Origin of the sequence: Herbaspirillum sp. CAH-3 (genome assembly GCF_009668275.1) — a bacterium.
In the GTDB taxonomy this organism is placed as follows: Bacteria; Pseudomonadota; Gammaproteobacteria; order Burkholderiales; family Burkholderiaceae_D; genus Herbaspirillum; species Herbaspirillum aquaticum.
On record NZ_VSWE01000007.1, the window covers coordinates 172,194 to 186,993 of the forward strand.

The window sequence follows — 14,800 nt, forward strand, 5'->3', positions numbered from 1 at the left end:
CATGCATACCGGACAGCGCAATTTCACGGCCTTGCCCGTGATCGATATCAGCGGCCTCTATCGCGACGAGCCGTCACAGCGCCAGGCGGTTGCCGACCAGCTGGGTGCGGCGGCGCGCGAGGTCGGGTTTTTCTACATCACCGGGCACGGGATCGATCCGCAACTCATCGCCGGCCTGCGCGAGGCCAGCCGCGCGCTGTTTGCGCAGCCGATGCCATGGAAGATGCGCTATTACATCGGCGATGCCTGGGGCCACAAGGGCTACGTGCCCGAGGGCGAAGAGGTCTACTCCAAAGGCCGGCCCGATCACAAGGAAGCGTTCGACATCGGTTTCGAGGTACCGGATGACCATCCGCTGGTGCTGGCCGGCACGCCCCTGATCGGCAACAACAAGTGGCCCGAGCTGCCGGGTTTCAAGGCCGCCGTCTCCCGTTACTACGAGGCGGTGTTCGCGCTTGGCCGTACCTTGTTCCGTGGCTTTGCCCTGGCGCTGGGCCAGCCCGAGGATGCCTTCGAGTCCCTGGTGACCTGTCCGCCCTCGAAGCTGCGCCTGATCCATTATCCGGTCGACCTGGAAGCGGTCGATGCGCCCGGTATCGGCGCCCACACGGATTACGAATGCTTCACCCTGCTGCTGGCCGACCAGCCCGGCCTGGAAGTGATGAACGACGAGGGCGCCTGGATCGACGCGCCGCCTTGTTCGGTGGCAGGTGAGGAAGCCTTCGTCATCAATATCGGCGACATGCTCGAAGTGATGACCGCAGGCGCATTCCCGGCCACGTCCCACCGCGTGCGCAAGGTGCAGCAGGAACGCTATTCCTTCCCGCTGTTCTTCGCCTGCGACTATCACACGCGCATCCGCCCCTTGCCGCAATTTGCCAACGGATCCGGGGACGCCGGCAGCTATGGCGAACTCTCCATCGGCGAGCATATGTATTCGCAGGCCCAGCAGACTTATACCTACCTCAAGCGCAAGGTGGAAGCGGGCGAGTTGGCGATGTCTGCCGATGCACTCAAGCCTGGCAGTTTTGGTTATACCCGGCCCAGGACGCCGGCTGGTCCTTGACCCATCGTCCTTTTTTCTTTCCCTCTTTTTCTTTTCTCCAGCCGCTCACAGAAGGAGTCCAGCGCCATGACCCATCCCCTCCGCAGTATTTCGTTCAAGCGCAACCTGTTCACGCTGGTCCTCTCGGCCGTGCTGCCGGTGGCAGCGTTCGCGCAGACCATGGTCCCCGGCCAGCTCAAGGTCGGCATGGAAATCACTTATCCTCCTTTCGAATCCTGGCAGGGCGACAAGGTCGTCGGTTTCGATCCGGATATGGCCGAGATGCTGGGCCGGGAATTGAAGCTCAAGCCGTCCTTTGTCGATACCAAGTTTCCCGGCCTGATCCTGGGCCTGGGCGGCGGCCAGTTCGATGCCGTCATCTCCGGCATGTACATCACGCCCGAGCGCACTGCCCAGGCCGATGCCATTGCCTACGGCAAGACCGGCGCGGCCATCATGGTGGCCAAGGATGGGGGCGTGATGCCCAGGACTGAAAACGACCTGTGCGGCCTCAAGGTCGGCCTGCAAGCGGGGACCAGCTGGGTCAACGCCTTGAAGAAACTCTCGGCCGAATACTGTGTGCCGCAGGGCAAGCCGGCGGTAGTCGTGAGCGAATTCCCGACCGCGCCGGAAGCTTCGCAGGCCCTGCTGTCGAGGAACATCCAGGCTCAGATGGAAATCGCCGGTGCCGCCAAGATGCTGGCAGAGCGCAGCAAGGGGCGCATCGTCATCAGCTCGCAAGCCTTGGTGTATCCGCAGACGCTGGGCATCTACGTCAAGAAGGGCAATACCGCCCTGTACCAGGCCTTGCAGAAAGCGCTGGCGGCAGGCCAGGCCAGCGGCGACTATGCGGCGCTCATCAAGAAATACGATCTTGAGCCCGTGGCGGTAGCCAAGTAACGTCGACCTTGACTCACCGGGAGCCCTCGCATGGCATTGGATTGGTCGTATTTCTGGTCCCTCTTTTCGATGGGAATCTTCTGGCGCGCGTGTCTCACGGTGGTCGAGCTGGGTTCGCTGGTATGGGTGCTGGGCATGGCGCTGGGCTTCTTGCTGGCCTGCGCCCGCACCTCCGAGACGCGCTGGATCAACTGGGCCGCCGGCCTGTATATCTGGCTCTTCCGCAGCCTGCCGCTGCTGGTCGTGGTGGTGGTGGTCTTCAACCTGCCGCAGATTTTCCCGCTGACCCGCGCCGTTGTGGGTGATCCCTTCTTTGCGGGGCTGGTGGCCATGGTGCTCACCGAGGCCGCCTACATGGCCGAGATCCACCGCGGCGGCCTGCAGTCGGTCGCCCGCGGTCAGCGCGAGGCCGCACGCGCCCTGGCGCTGGGCCTGTTCGGCACGATGCGGCTGATCGTCATCCCGCAAGCGTTCCGGATCGCCTTGCCCACCCTCATCAACGAATACGTCACCATCATCAAGCTGACTTCGCTGGTATCGGTGATCTCCTTGCCTGAGTTGCTGATGACGGGCCTGCGCCTGTATTCGCAGAATTTCCTGGTGATGGAAACCCTGCTTGGCGTGGCCGTGTATTACGTCTTGCTGGTGACGCTCTTCAGCACGCTGCTGGGTTGGTTCGAGCGCCGGCTGGATCTGCAGAAGCGCCGTCCCGCAACCCTCGGCGAGGCCGACTGCGCGGCCTTGCGCAAGCAGCTCGGCAACTTGCGGGTCGCACCAGCGGCGAGCCAGGCGCCAGGCCAGCCGAGCGCATTGGAACTGGTCAACATCCACAAAGCCTATGGCCCGCATCAGGTGCTCAAGGGAGTGAACCTGAGCGTGGGCAAGGGCGAGGTGATTTCCATCATCGGACCCTCGGGTTCCGGCAAGACCTCGCTGATCCGCACCATCAATGCGCTGGAAAAGATCGACCAGGGCGAGATCATTCTCTTCGGTGAAGGCTATATCAGCGCCAATGCCTCGCTCGACAGCAGGCTGGTGCGCAATGGCATCAGCCGCATCGGCATGGTGTTCCAGGGCTTCAACCTGTTCCCCCACCTGAGCGTGCTGGAGAACGTGTTGCTGGCACCGCGTTACCATCATGAGCCGGGCGATCCGGCGCTGCGCCAGACCCAAGCGCTGCAACTGCTGGACAAGGTGGGCCTGCTGGCGCACCAGCACAAATACCCGCACCAGCTCTCCGGTGGGCAGCAGCAGCGGGTGGCCATCGCCCGCGCCTTGGCCATGTCACCTGAGGTGATGCTCTTTGACGAACCCACCTCGGCACTGGACCCCGAGCTGGTCGGCGAGGTCTTGAAGGTGATCCAGGATCTGGCCCAGGAGGGCATGACGATGGTGATCGTCACGCATGAGATGGACTTTGCGCTGACCATCTCGGACCGGGTGCTCTTCATGGAAAACGGCCTGGTCCAGCTGGATGCCTCGCCCCGGCACATCCGCCAGGCAACGACCACCGACGCCGCGACGCTGCGCGTGCGCCGCTTCATGGGATTGGACGCTTGAAATGACGATGACCAACGACGAACCCAGCCTGCGCCGCGACCTAGCCGCCGCATATCGGCTGGCCGCGCTGTTCGGCTGGGATGACACGCTCTACACGCATTTCTCGGTACGGTTGCCGCGCGCGGCCAATGCGTCGCCGGAGGATGATCGTTTCCTGATCAATCCCTTCGGGATGATGTTCGACGAAGTGCGCGCCAGCGATTTGCTGGTGGTCGACCTGCAGGGGCGCGTGGTCTCCGGCAGTGCCGATTACAACGTCGCCGGCTTCACCATCCACAGCGCAGTACACATGGCCCGTGAGGATGCGCATTGCGTCCTGCACACCCACACGCTGCCCGGCATGGCGGTGGCAGCCTGCGCGCAGGGGCTGCTGCAGCTCAACCAGATCAGCACCGAGTTCTACCAGCGGGTCGGCGTGCATGCCTATGAGGGCGTGGCCTTCGATCTGGATGAGCGCACGCGCATTCAACAATCGCTGGGCAACAACATCGCCTTGCTGTTGCGCCATCACGGCCTCTTGTCAGTGGGGGGCACGGTGGCCGATGCGTTCGCGATCATGTTCTACCTCAATCGCGCGTGCGAGATCCAGATGGCTGCGGCACAAATGGCCTCGGTGGCTGGGCCGGTCACCGAGATCCCGGCGCACCTGAGCCAGCACGCCTGCGAGCAGCTGCAAAGCGTCGAGCATGAGCGCCAGATCCTGTGGCAAGCCTGGTTGCGTCGCCTGGACCGGATCGATCCTTCCTACCGCGACTGAGGGCCACACCCATGCCGACCCTGTTGATTTGCAGCGCGACCGACGACCTCAGCGACCTGCACGTGGTCTTTCGTGAAGAGGCTGCGCGCCGCATGCCGGAGCTGCAGGTGCGGCTGTGGCCGGACCTGCCTGATCCGGACGATGTGGAGGCGGTTGCCGGCTGGTATCCGCCGGCCGGGGTTATCGAGCGCTTGTCCAATCTGCGCCTGATTTCTTCGATTGCGGCCGGAGTCGATCATGTGCTCGATGCCGCGCGGGCTCACCCTGACGTGCCGCTGTGCCGTATCGTCGATCCCGCACTGGCCGCAGGCATGGCTGAATATGTGCTGTGGGCCGTGTTGTATTACCACCGTGCGCTGGACCAGGCGTTGCAGCAGCAAGTACAGCGTGTGTGGAAGATTCCGTCGCAAAAGCCTGCGTACCAGACCCATGTCGGCCTGATGGGGCTGGGTGCGCTGGGCAGCCATCTGGCCGGGGTGTTGCGCGCGCAGGGTTTCACGGTCAGTGGCTGGTCACGTTCGGCACATCACATCGAGGGCGTGAGGACCTATGCCGGTGGCGATGCGCTTCATGCCTTCCTGCAGGCACCCGATATCGTGGTCTGCCTCTTGCCGCTGACCGATGCCACCCGCAAGCTGCTGGGGCAGGGCGTATTTGCGGCAATGAAGCCGGGCGCAGCGCTGGTGCATTGCGGCCGGGGAGAGCACCTGGTGGAGGAGGACCTGCTGGAAGCACTGGATCGGCAGCATTTGCGCGGGGCCGTGCTGGATGTCTTTGCGCAGGAGCCGTTGCCCGCATCCAACGCGCTGTGGACGCACCCGCGCGTGGTGGTGACGCCGCATATGGCGTCTAGTGCGCAGTCGGAGGTCATCGTGGGGCAAATTCTGGAGAATCTGCAGCGGGTGCGCAGGGGGGAGGCTGTGTTGCATGAGGTTGATCGGAGCCGGGGATATTAACGCCCCCCAAAACAAGGCCGGACTTTCTGGTCCCTCCCGCAAGGCGCGCAGGCGCCTTGCTCGTGGTCCCCAAAACACAAAAGGCCGACTGACTTTCGTCAATCGACCTTTTCTATTTTGGTGCCCACGGAGGGACTCGAACCCCCACACCTCGCGGCACATGGACCTGAACCATGCGCGTCTACCAATTCCGCCACGTGGGCCTTCTGCAAATGCGTTCAAACTGCATTGCTTGAAAGAGGCTGCATTCTAAGGGCAAACTTTTAAGTTGTCACTTATTTTTTAAGTTTTTTTATTCCGAAAAACTAATCCGAAAACTAATAAAAAAATTGATGCCCAAGACGGAAGAAGACCCCTGAAACCTAACAAATTGGATAAGTAATTCTCGAAGAGAAACACCAAAAAATTAAACTATTTTCTGACCGAAGAAACGCAAAAGGCTGGTCGATTTTCATCGACCAGCCTTTTATGTTTGGTGCCCACGGAGGGACTCGAACCCCCACACCTCGCGGCACATGGACCTGAACCATGCGCGTCTACCAATTCCGCCACGTGGGCCTTCTGCAATCAGCGGTGACTTGCTGTGCTTGAAAGAGGCTGCATATTAAGGCCTATCAGCCCGATGGTCAACACCTAATTGAAAAATTTTTTATTATTTTTCGCAGGCGCCCGCCATCCCCATCAACCGCCCAGATAAGCCTCCACCACCTTGGGATTGCCCAGCAGATTCGCACCGCTATCCTCAAGCACGATCTTGCCCGTCTCCAGCACATAGCCCCGTTGCGCAATGCGCAGCGCCTGCCGCACGTTCTGCTCTACCAGCAGTACGGTCATGCCGGTCTTGTTGATCTCCTGCACGATGCGGAAGATTTCCTGGATGATCAGCGGGGCCAGCCCCATCGACGGTTCATCCAGCAACAGAACCTTGGGCTTGGCCATCAGCGCACGGCCAATGGCCAGCATCTGCTGCTCACCACCCGAGAGATTGCCCGCCAGTCCGGCCGCACGGTTCTTCAAGACCGGGAAGAGGGAATACACCCACTCCAGGTCACGCGCCACGCCGTCCTTGTCCTTGCGCGTATAAGCGCCCAAGGCCAGGTTCTCTTCCACGGTCAGCGTGGTCAGCGTGGCGCGGCCTTCAGCCACCTGCACCACGCCGGATTCGACAATGCGGTGCGGGGACATCTGCAGCAGGTCCTGCCCGTTGAGCAGCACACGGCCGCGCTGCGCCTTCACCAGGCCGGAAATGGCCAGCAGCGACGTGCTCTTGCCGGCGCCATTGGCACCGACCAGGGCCGTGATCTCGCCTTCGTTCAGGGACAGGCTGATGCCCTTGACCGCTTCAATGTGGCCATAGGCCACCGCCAGGTCCTCGACCTGCAAAATGGGTTGCTTGTTGCCGCTGGCGCTCATGCTTCTTCCTTGCCGAGATAGGCCTCGATCACTTCCTGGTTGTTCTTGATCTGGTCCGGGCTGCCCTCGGCGATGATCTTGCCGAAGTTCAGCACCGCGATGCGCTCGCACAGGCCCATGACGAAACGCATGTCATGCTCGATCATGAAGATGGTGAAACCGCGCGCCTTGATGTTGACGATCTCGCTCATCAGCTCGGTCTTCTCGGCCGGGTTCATGCCGGCCACCGGCTCGTCCAGCAGCAGCAGCTTGGGCTTGGTCGCCAGCGCACGGGCGAACTCCAGCTTGCGCTGCTCGCCATAGGAGAGGCTGTCGGCCAGCATGTGCGCCTTGTGATCCAGGCGCACCCAGGACAGCAGTTCCAGTGCACGTTCGCGCGCTTGCTTCTCGGCCTCGCGGAAGCCGCCGAGGTTGAAGAGCATGCTGGCCACGCCATAGTTCAGGTGCTCGTGCATGCCGACCACCACGTTTTCCAGCAGCGTCATTTCCTTGAACACGCGGATGTTCTGGAAGGTGCGGGCGATGCCGCGCTCGGTGATCTTGTGCGGGGCGACGGCGCCGATGTCGTCGTCATTGAAGCGGATGCTGCCGGAGGAGGCGCGCAGCAGGCCCGTGATGAGGTTGAAGACCGTGGTCTTGCCGGCACCGTTGGGGCCGATCAGGCCGAAGATCTCGCCTTCCTTGACGTTGAAGTTCACACCCTGCAGCACTTGCAGGCCGCCGAAGTTCTTGCTGATGTCGTTCAGTTGTAAAAGCATTACTTCACCTTCTTCTCAGCGTTGCGGCCCAGGAAGGCGCGGATGCGGCGCGGGTCCCAGATGCCCTTGGGCAGGTACAGCACCACCAGGATCAGGATCAGGCCATTGATGGCCAGGCGGAAGTCCTTGAAATGACGCAGCACTTCCGGCAGCAGCGAGAGAATGGTCGAGCCGATCATCGGTCCGATCAGGTTGCTGGTGCCACCGAAGACCGCCATGGTCAGGATGTCGACCGCGTTCTCGAAACCATAGTTGTTGGGGCCGATGGTGAAGGTGAAGTGCGCGTTGAGCCCACCAGCGACACCTGCAATGGCGGCACCGATGACGAAGGCCAGCAGCTTGTAGCCGGCCACGTTCACGCCCATCAGGCGCGCCGCGACTTCATCTTCCTTGATGGCCTCGAAGGCGCGGCCGGTCTTGGAGCGGCGCAGGCGGGCCAGCGCATAGATCGTCACGCCCAGGAGCAGCACGATGTGCCACCACTCGGTGATGGGCGGCACACCGTTCAGGCCCATCGGGCCCCCGGTGATTTCCAGGTTGAGGACGATGACGCGGACCACTTCGCCAAAGCCCAAAGTTGCCATGGCCAGGTAGACGCCGGAGAGACGCAGCGTCGGGATGCCGATCACCAGCGCTACCAGCGAGGGCAGCACGCCGCCCGCTGCCAGGGCGATAGGGAAGGGCATGTCGAACTGCATCGTCAACAGCGATGCGGTGTAAGCACCGATGCCCATGAAGGCCGCATTGGCCAGCGACAGCAGGCCGCAGGACAGCGTGACGTAGATCGAGAGTGCCAGCATGGCATTGACGCCGATGCTGAAAATGACCGTGTTGTAGGTGGCCCAGAAGCCATCCCACCATTCCATGAAACCCATCTTATGCCTTCCTTTCCAGCACTTTGCCAAACATGCCGGAGGGTTTTACCAGCAGGATCAGGAACAGGAGGCCAAACGCCACCGCATCGCGGAAGTCGCTGGAGATATAGGCCACCGTCAGCACCTCGGCAAAGCCGAGGAAGAGGCCGCCGATCATGGCGCCACGGATATCGCCCATGCCGCCCAGGATGATGACGGCGATGCCCTTGTGCAGCATCGGCTGTCCCATGAAGGGCGAGATCGCATTGAAGGACACGCCCACAAGCACGCCGGCCGCGCCACCCAGGGCCGCAGCGGCAAAGGAGGTCAGCAGGAACAGGCCTTCGACGTTGATGCCCAGCAGGTAAGCCGCCTTGGGCGACTCGGCGATGGCGCGCAGCGCACGGCCGAGCTGGGTCTTGCGCATCACGCCCAGCAGCACCACCATCAGCACGAAGGCGATCACGATGATCGCCACCTGCACGGCGGTGATGTGCAGGTTGCCCAGGCTCACGCTGTCTTCAGGAATCGTGCCCTGGGGGAAGCGCTTGTTCTCGGCACCGAAGATGCCCTGCGAGATGTTGGTGATCATGATGGCCACGCCAATGGTGGCTATCATCGGGATCAGGTGGGGTGCATTGCGGCGGCGCAGTGGTTTCAGGACCAGCACGTCGATGATGAGGCCGAGGGTACCGGTGGCCACCATGGCCAGCAGCAGGGCGACCCACAGGGGGAGGGCCATCTGCTCCACCAGCAGCAGGGCGGCATAGCTGCCCAGCATGAAGATGGCGCCGTGCGAAAGATTGATCACGCCCAGGACGCCAAAGACCAGCGTGAATCCAAGCGCGAAGAGCGCGTACACGCTGCCCAGCGAGAGGGCATTGATGAGCTGTTGTTCTAACATGGGAACCTGCAATAGGTGAGGTGACGCCGGGCGCCGCGTGGCGCCCGATGACTTGCGAACGGGCGCCGCCGGTGGACCGGCAGCGACCGTCTTTACAGCCTTGGGCTGCTTACTTCAGCAGGACGAACTTGCCGCCCTTGGCGATGTTGACGATGGCTTCCTGGTCCGCATCGAAGCCGACCTGCTTGCCTGCCACCGCCGGTGCTGCACGGAAGGCGAACTTGCCGGTGGCGCCGTCGATCTTGACTGCCGGCAGCGCGGCGCGCAGGGCGTCACGGTCCTTGGCCAGGTTGCCGGAGAGCTTCACGCTCTTGATCGCATCGGCCATGATGTACATGGCGTCATAGGCTTGCGCGGCGAACTGGTCAGGGTCGGAACCGAACTTGGCCTTGTAGGCGGCAATGAACGCCTTGTTGGCCGGGGTCTGGTTCTCGGCCGACCAGGGGCTGCCCATCAGGGTGTTGTCGCCGGCATCCTTGGCGATCTCGAACAGCTTGGGCGAGTTCAGGCCGTTGCCGCCGATGAAGGGCTGCTTCATGCCCAGCGCGCGGGTCTGCAGGATGATGTTGGCGGCTTCTTCAGCCAGGCAGGAGCAGACGATGGCGTCCGGGTTGCCGGCCTTGATCTTGGTCAGCTGGGCCTTGAAGTCGACGTCGCCCTTGGCATAGGCCTCGGTGGTGGTGACGGGGATCTTCTGCTGTTCCAGGGTGGCCTTGAAGACGTCATAGCCGGACTTGGTGAAGGCGTCGTCGTTACCGTAGATCACGGCAACCTTCTTGATGCCGAAGTGCTTCACGGCCGCCTTGACGGTGACGGGCAGCACGTCGGCTTCCATCACGGAATTGCGGAAGGTGAAGGGACCCATGGCAGTGATGCCGTCAGCGGTATTGCTGGTGCCGAACACCACCACCTTGGCGGCGTTGGCGATCGGGTCGGCAGCGAAGGCCGAATTCGACAGGGTGGGGCCGAAGACAGCCAGTACCTTGTCCTGGAAGATCAGCTTCTTGAAGACGTTGATGGCTTCTTCCTTCTTGCCTTGTTCGTCTTCGATCACCAGGGCCAGCTTGTCGCCGTTGACGCCGCCCTTGGCATTGATTTCTTCGGAAGCCAGTGTGAAGCCGTTCTTGATGGCCACGCCATATTTGGCGGCCGGGCCGGTCAGGGCTTCGGCCACGCCCAGCTTGATGTCGGCGGCCAGTGCGGCCGAGGACAGGGTGGCACCGATCAGCAGGGCCGGAATGGTCTTGAGCATGGTATTGAATTGCATCGAGTTCTCTCCTCAGTTAGATATTGTAGAAATCGTCCGCATCACGGAGCACCGTGCGCAACAGCGCGGCGCGACGTCATGTGGCGATTCCTTCATCGAGGATGATGCAAAAGACGCCCGGGATGGCCGGGACTTGTGCTCCATCCTCTGAAGACCGTTGTGTGGTCTCTTTCGATACAGCCGCCACAGCATACCCGAAAAGGCAGGCTGCGCCAGCAATTACAACCCGCTGCAACGCACCCGGGTAGGGCGCGCCACAGTGGCATGCGAAGTTCGTCCGGCCAGCGGACGAGGGTGGTGCGAGATAGTGCTTAGTTCAGTTCCTTGCGCAGTTGCGCAATGGCTGCACGCACCTGGTTGGGTGCGGTGCCGCCGATGTGGTCACGTGCGGCTACCGAGCCTTCCAGCGTCAGCACGGCAAACACGTCTTCCCCGATCAGCTCGGAGAAGGCGCGCAGGTCGGCCAGCGACAGGTCGGCCAGGTCGCAGCGCTTGTCCACGCAGGTACGCACGGCGTGCGCCACGGCTTCGTGGGCGTCGCGGAAGGGCAGGCCCTTCTTGACCAGGTAGTCGGCCAGGTCGGTCGCCGTGGCGTAGCCCTGCAGGGCGGCCGCGCGCATGGCTTCGGGCTTGACGCTGATGCCGCGCGCCATGTCGGCGAAGATGCGCAGGGTATCGGTGAGCGTGTCGACGGTGTCGAACAGCGGTTCCTTGTCTTCCTGGTTGTCCTTGTTGTAGGCCAGGGGCTGGCCCTTCATCAGGGTCAGCAGGGCGATCAGGTGGCCGTTGACGCGGCCGGTCTTGCCGCGCGCCAGTTCGGGTACGTCCGGGTTCTTCTTTTGCGGCATGATGGACGAGCCGGTGCAGAAGCGATCGGCGATGTCGATGAAGCCCACGCGCGGGCTCATCCAGATCACCAGCTCTTCGGACATGCGCGAGATGTGCGTCATCACCAATGCAGCGGCGGCGCAGAATTCGATGGCGAAGTCACGGTCCGAGACGGCGTCCAGCGAGTTGCGGCAGACGTCGTCGAAGCCCAGGGTCTTGGCCACGCGCAGGCGGTCGATCGGGAAGGTGGTGCCGGCCAGGGCGGCTGCGCCCAGCGGCAGGCGGTTGATGCGCTTGCGGGCGTCGATCATGCGTTCGGCATCGCGGCCGAACATCTCGACATAGGCCAGCACGTGGTGGCCGAAGGTGATCGGCTGTGCCACCTGCATGTGGGTGAAGCCCGGCAGGATGGTGTCGGCGTGCTGCTCGGCCAGGTCCAGCAGGGCCAGGCGCAACTCGCGCAGCAGGCCGATGATGTCGTCCACCGCGCCGCGCATGTAGAGGCGGATGTCGGTGGCCACCTGGTCGTTGCGCGAACGGCCGGTATGCAGGCGCTTGCCGGCGTCGCCGACCAGTTCGGTCAGGCGCTTTTCGATGTTCAGGTGGACGTCTTCCAGGTCCAGCAGCCATTCGAACTGGCCGGACTCGATTTCACCCTTGATCTGGGCCATGCCACGCTGGATCTCGGCGTAATCGGCCGCGCTGATGATGCCCTGGTGGGCCAGCATCTCGGCATGCGCCAGCGAGCCCTGGATGTCGACCTGGGCCATGCGGTTGTCGAAGAACACCGATGCGGTATAGCGCTTGACGAGATCGGAGACGGGTTCAGAAAAGCGAGCCGACCAGGCTTCGCCCTTTTTAGCAAATTGGTCTGTCATATTGGGAATTCCGGAGAATGGGCGATTATAGCAAGCACAACTGCGCCAAGCCACGGCCATGCAGCCGGAAATGCTGCGGCACGCGGATTTTTCGCATTTCATCACCGGCCAGTCGCACGCTTTTTTCATCCGTTCCCAGCGGATGGTGATGGAAAGCTTTTTACGCCGTCAAACCAGCCAAAGTTTCCATGTGGCATCATTTTTGCTTGTTGTTTTTGCGCAAGCTCTCCTGCGACGGCAAAAAGCCATGGGCTCCTGACATTTGCTGACGCTATACTCAAGGTGCGATGACTGATCCGGGTGAAATTCTGCAGGTTTCCGGAGAAGAACAGGGCTGCCAACCTCGGCGCAGCCAGGATGATGCCGGCACCGCCGGTGTCGTGGGGGTATCGTCCGGCTGCACATGCCACGGGGGTGGTCCTGTCAAGCGCTCAAGAGAGATGGTTGGGGGTCGTCTTACAGGAGAGAAGCATGAATTTGGAAGCACTGTTTCAGCAGCAAACTGCCTTGCCGAGCATTCCCAAGGTGGTGCAGGAAGTCATCGAAAGTTTCAACAATGATTCGGTCTCGATTGAAGAGATCGCCAAGAAGCTGGCCGCCGACCAGGTTTTGAGCGCCAAGATCTTGCGCCTGGCCAATTCATCCTATTACCACGTCTCGCGCACCATCGGCACCGTCGATGATGCGGTGCTGATGCTGGGTTTCATGACAGTGCGCACGCTGGTGGTGAGCACCGGCATGGCCGGCAGTTTCAAGAAGTTGCCCGGTGTGGACCTGAAGCTGTTCTGGCGTTACAGCCTCGATACGGCCATCGTCGCCAAGTGGCTGGCCAAGCAGAAGCAGGTCAAGCTCAATTCCGATTTTGCCTTCACGGTGGGCCTGATGCACGCCATCGGCCAGCTGGTGATGCATGCCGGCATGCCCGAGCAGGCGCTGGAGGTGGACAAGGTCGCCGGTCCCCTGGATGCGCGCCGCCTGGACGTGGAGCGCCAGTCCTTCGGCTACGACTTTGCCGATGTCGGTGCCGAGCTGGCACGCCGCTGGCGCTTCCCGGATGAGTTCGCCAAGGTCATCAAGGCTTTCCCGCAGCCGCTCAAGGGCGAGTTCGATCCCTTCGCCGCCGTTGTCCACCTGGCCGCCTGGCGTGCCCGCGCGGAAGAAAACAAGTATTCGGCCGACGAACTGGAATCGACCTTCCCGACTGAAGTGGCCGCCAAGCTGGGATTGAGCCTGGCCACCTTCACCGAGGACATGCCGCCACTGGCGGAACTGGGTGAGGGCATGCAGGAGCTGATCTCCTGATCGGCCAGATCATCCATGGAAGGGCAGGCCGGAGAGCGCCGAAGTAGGGCGGCTCCGGCCGGTGTGAAGGAAAAGGACGCAAAAAACGACAATGCCGGCTCCCGCAAGGGGCCGGCATTGTCGTTTGGTGAAGCGGCTTGCAAAATCCGGGAGGCGCCTGCGCCACCCGGATCTCCCGTGCCCGCTCAGTAATTGAGTTTGGCGTCCAGGAAATTGAGCATGGACCGATACGCCTGGCTGCGCGCATCCGGGTTGCCGCCGCTGGTGACGCCTTCGCCGCGCTTGCCCACACCGGCCACATCCATGCGCACGTGCACCGGCAGGCCGGGCGCGTCGAAGTCGTGATAGGTATCGGGATAGAGGCGCAGGGCGATCTCGGTGTCGCTGCCCTTCATCTTCTGCTCGATGGCTTCGCAGGCCTGGGGCGGGGTCCAGTCATCGTTCTCGCCCATCAGGATCAAGAGCGGTGCGGCCGGTTTGAAGGGCTCGGTGGTCTTGGCATAGGGGCGGCAATCCGGATAGAAGGCCACGGCAGCGCGCGGCTGGATCTTGCGCACGGCCACATCGGTCTCGGCCAGGTTCATCGCGGCCAGCAGGGTGGAGGCGCCATGCGACCATCCCAGCAGGGCGATGCGCTTCACATCCACGTCCGGCTGCGAAGTGACCCAGTGCAGGGCGGCCTGCACGTCGAAGCGGCGGTTCATGGCGCTGATTTCGCGCTGGGCCACGGTGTCCTGGCAGGTGGAGCGGCGGCCGCGCGGGGTGAAGCTGTCCGGGAACAGCACGTTGTAGCCGGCGTCACTGAGTACGCGCGCCATCGCCAGGTGGCGCGGCGTGAATTCACCCTTGCCATCCTTGACCATGCTGTACAAGCCGCCGCAGCCATGCAGGGCGATCACGGTCGGTGCCGGTCCCTTGGTGGTGAGCGATTTGCGTGCCTTGATCCACACGCCATAGAGCGCGGTGGCCTTGCCCCCCTTGCTGTCCACGCTGGTGAGCGACACGCGGCGTGCTTCCAGCGGTGCCGACGATGCCGGAGCCGGCGCGGCCTGCGCCCAGGAATGGATCACGGCGAGCGATGCTGCAATGCAGAACGCTGCCAGCGGTTTTCCCCAATGTCGCATGATGTTCGTTTCCCCGTTTCGATGCCTGGCCGCTGCGTCCTGACCATTCCCGCCTATGGGGAAAATGGTCGCTGAAGCAATAAGCTTCAAGGATTGCAACGACACTGTGTATTTGAATTCTTCAGCTTGTATTTTACAAAAGCGAAGCGTCTGGCGGCAGGGAAGATTCGTTTTTGCGGTGCAAAAACCTGATTCATCACAAGAGCGCGCCTGCACCTGTGCGCCGCCCGCAACAGCTTGTCGCTTCGTCAAAT

14 protein-coding genes and 2 tRNA genes are annotated in these 14,800 nt (G+C 62.3%); 7 read left to right on the plus strand and 9 right to left on the minus strand.

Annotated elements, in window-relative coordinates; translation table 11 throughout:
• Window position 1: 1 nt before the first annotated feature.
• From FYB76_RS10890 to FYB76_RS10910, 5 genes are all read left to right on the plus strand, one after another.
• Window positions 2-1,066 (plus strand): isopenicillin N synthase family oxygenase, encoded by a 1,065-nt coding sequence (locus FYB76_RS10890; protein WP_154133647.1) that lies wholly within the window; start codon window positions 2-4, stop codon window positions 1,064-1,066.
• 66 nt (window positions 1,067-1,132) lie between these two features.
• Window positions 1,133-1,945, plus strand: coding sequence for a transporter substrate-binding domain-containing protein (locus FYB76_RS10895; RefSeq protein WP_088753385.1), 813 nt, complete (start codon window positions 1,133-1,135; stop codon window positions 1,943-1,945).
• 30 nt (window positions 1,946-1,975) lie between these two features.
• Window positions 1,976-3,505: an amino acid ABC transporter permease/ATP-binding protein gene (locus tag FYB76_RS27030; protein WP_154133648.1), complete on the plus strand. Its 1,530-nt coding sequence runs from the start codon at window positions 1,976-1,978 to the stop codon at window positions 3,503-3,505.
• Between the two features lies 1 nt (window position 3,506).
• Entirely contained in the window at window positions 3,507-4,262 is a 756-nt protein-coding gene (locus tag FYB76_RS10905) for a class II aldolase/adducin family protein (RefSeq protein WP_229296945.1), read from the plus strand.
• A gap of 11 nt (window positions 4,263-4,273) precedes the next feature.
• Window positions 4,274-5,218, plus strand: a complete 945-nt coding sequence (locus tag FYB76_RS10910) for a glyoxylate/hydroxypyruvate reductase A (RefSeq protein WP_154133649.1) — start codon at window positions 4,274-4,276, stop codon at window positions 5,216-5,218.
• 118 nt (window positions 5,219-5,336) lie between these two features.
• Here the strand turns inward: FYB76_RS10910 and FYB76_RS10915 are convergent.
• The 8 genes from FYB76_RS10915 to argH all read right to left on the minus strand — a co-directional run bounded on the left by FYB76_RS10915 (window position 5,337) and on the right by argH (window position 12,120).
• Window positions 5,337-5,421, minus strand: a tRNA-Leu gene (locus tag FYB76_RS10915).
• Between the two features lie 270 nt (window positions 5,422-5,691).
• Window positions 5,692-5,776 (minus strand) — tRNA-Leu (locus FYB76_RS10920).
• A gap of 123 nt (window positions 5,777-5,899) precedes the next feature.
• Window positions 5,900-6,631: an ABC transporter ATP-binding protein gene (locus FYB76_RS10925; protein ID WP_088753394.1), complete on the minus strand. Its 732-nt coding sequence runs from the start codon at window positions 6,629-6,631 to the stop codon at window positions 5,900-5,902.
• Window positions 6,628-7,389, minus strand: a complete 762-nt coding sequence (locus FYB76_RS10930) for an ABC transporter ATP-binding protein (RefSeq protein ID WP_154133650.1) — start codon at window positions 7,387-7,389, stop codon at window positions 6,628-6,630. Before FYB76_RS10930 ends, FYB76_RS10925 begins: the two co-directional genes overlap by 4 nt.
• Window positions 7,389-8,264, minus strand: a complete 876-nt coding sequence (locus tag FYB76_RS10935; RefSeq protein ID WP_034335500.1) for a branched-chain amino acid ABC transporter permease — start codon at window positions 8,262-8,264, stop codon at window positions 7,389-7,391. The genes FYB76_RS10930 and FYB76_RS10935 overlap by 1 nt, the downstream gene beginning before the upstream one ends.
• 1 nt (window position 8,265) lies before the next feature.
• Window positions 8,266-9,147, minus strand: coding sequence for a branched-chain amino acid ABC transporter permease (locus tag FYB76_RS10940; protein ID WP_088753396.1), 882 nt, complete (start codon window positions 9,145-9,147; stop codon window positions 8,266-8,268).
• Window positions 9,148-9,256: 109 nt separating this feature from the next.
• A complete protein-coding gene (locus tag FYB76_RS10945; protein WP_088753397.1) occupies window positions 9,257-10,414 on the minus strand; it encodes an ABC transporter substrate-binding protein in 1,158 nt (385 codons plus the stop codon).
• A gap of 311 nt (window positions 10,415-10,725) precedes the next feature.
• On the minus strand, window positions 10,726-12,120 hold the full coding sequence (argH, locus tag FYB76_RS10950; protein WP_154133651.1) for an argininosuccinate lyase: 1,395 nt from the start codon (window positions 12,118-12,120) through the stop codon (window positions 10,726-10,728).
• 58 nt (window positions 12,121-12,178) lie between these two features.
• Here argH and FYB76_RS10955 point away from each other — a divergent pair, with 58 nt between their 5' ends.
• The gene (locus FYB76_RS10955; protein WP_154133652.1) at window positions 12,179-12,379 is read left to right on the plus strand and encodes a hypothetical protein; all 201 of its coding nucleotides are present in this window, start codon (window positions 12,179-12,181) and stop codon (window positions 12,377-12,379) included.
• A gap of 212 nt (window positions 12,380-12,591) precedes the next feature.
• Entirely contained in the window at window positions 12,592-13,422 is an 831-nt protein-coding gene (locus FYB76_RS10960; protein WP_088753400.1) for an HDOD domain-containing protein, read from the plus strand.
• 185 nt (window positions 13,423-13,607) lie between these two features.
• Here the strand turns inward: FYB76_RS10960 and FYB76_RS10965 are convergent, their stop codons facing one another.
• Window positions 13,608-14,546 (minus strand): dienelactone hydrolase family protein, encoded by a 939-nt coding sequence (locus FYB76_RS10965; RefSeq protein WP_088753401.1) that lies wholly within the window; start codon window positions 14,544-14,546, stop codon window positions 13,608-13,610.
• Window positions 14,547-14,800 lie beyond the last annotated feature (254 nt).

Coding starts and splice junctions, on each gene's coding strand:
- FYB76_RS10930 (WP_154133650.1), bottom strand. CDS start 7,389: ATGCTTTTACAACTGAACGACATCAGCAAGAACTTCGGCGGCCTGCAA.
- FYB76_RS10935 (WP_034335500.1), bottom strand. CDS start 8,264: ATGGGTTTCATGGAATGGTGGGATGGCTTCTGGGCCACCTACAACACG.
- FYB76_RS10945 (WP_088753397.1), bottom strand. CDS start 10,414: ATGCAATTCAATACCATGCTCAAGACCATTCCGGCCCTGCTGATCGGT.
- FYB76_RS27030 (WP_154133648.1), top strand. CDS start 1,976: ATGGCATTGGATTGGTCGTATTTCTGGTCCCTCTTTTCGATGGGAATC.
- FYB76_RS10895 (WP_088753385.1), top strand. CDS start 1,133: ATGACCCATCCCCTCCGCAGTATTTCGTTCAAGCGCAACCTGTTCACG.
- FYB76_RS10910 (WP_154133649.1), top strand. CDS start 4,274: ATGCCGACCCTGTTGATTTGCAGCGCGACCGACGACCTCAGCGACCTG.
- argH (WP_154133651.1), bottom strand. CDS start 12,120: ATGACAGACCAATTTGCTAAAAAGGGCGAAGCCTGGTCGGCTCGCTTT.
- FYB76_RS10960 (WP_088753400.1), top strand. CDS start 12,592: ATGAATTTGGAAGCACTGTTTCAGCAGCAAACTGCCTTGCCGAGCATT.
- FYB76_RS10925 (WP_088753394.1), bottom strand. CDS start 6,631: ATGAGCGCCAGCGGCAACAAGCAACCCATTTTGCAGGTCGAGGACCTG.
- FYB76_RS10940 (WP_088753396.1), bottom strand. CDS start 9,147: ATGTTAGAACAACAGCTCATCAATGCCCTCTCGCTGGGCAGCGTGTAC.
- FYB76_RS10965 (WP_088753401.1), bottom strand. CDS start 14,546: ATGCGACATTGGGGAAAACCGCTGGCAGCGTTCTGCATTGCAGCATCG.
- FYB76_RS10905 (WP_229296945.1), top strand. CDS start 3,507: ATGACGATGACCAACGACGAACCCAGCCTGCGCCGCGACCTAGCCGCC.
- FYB76_RS10955 (WP_154133652.1), top strand. CDS start 12,179: ATGCAGCCGGAAATGCTGCGGCACGCGGATTTTTCGCATTTCATCACC.
- FYB76_RS10890 (WP_154133647.1), top strand. CDS start 2: ATGCATACCGGACAGCGCAATTTCACGGCCTTGCCCGTGATCGATATC.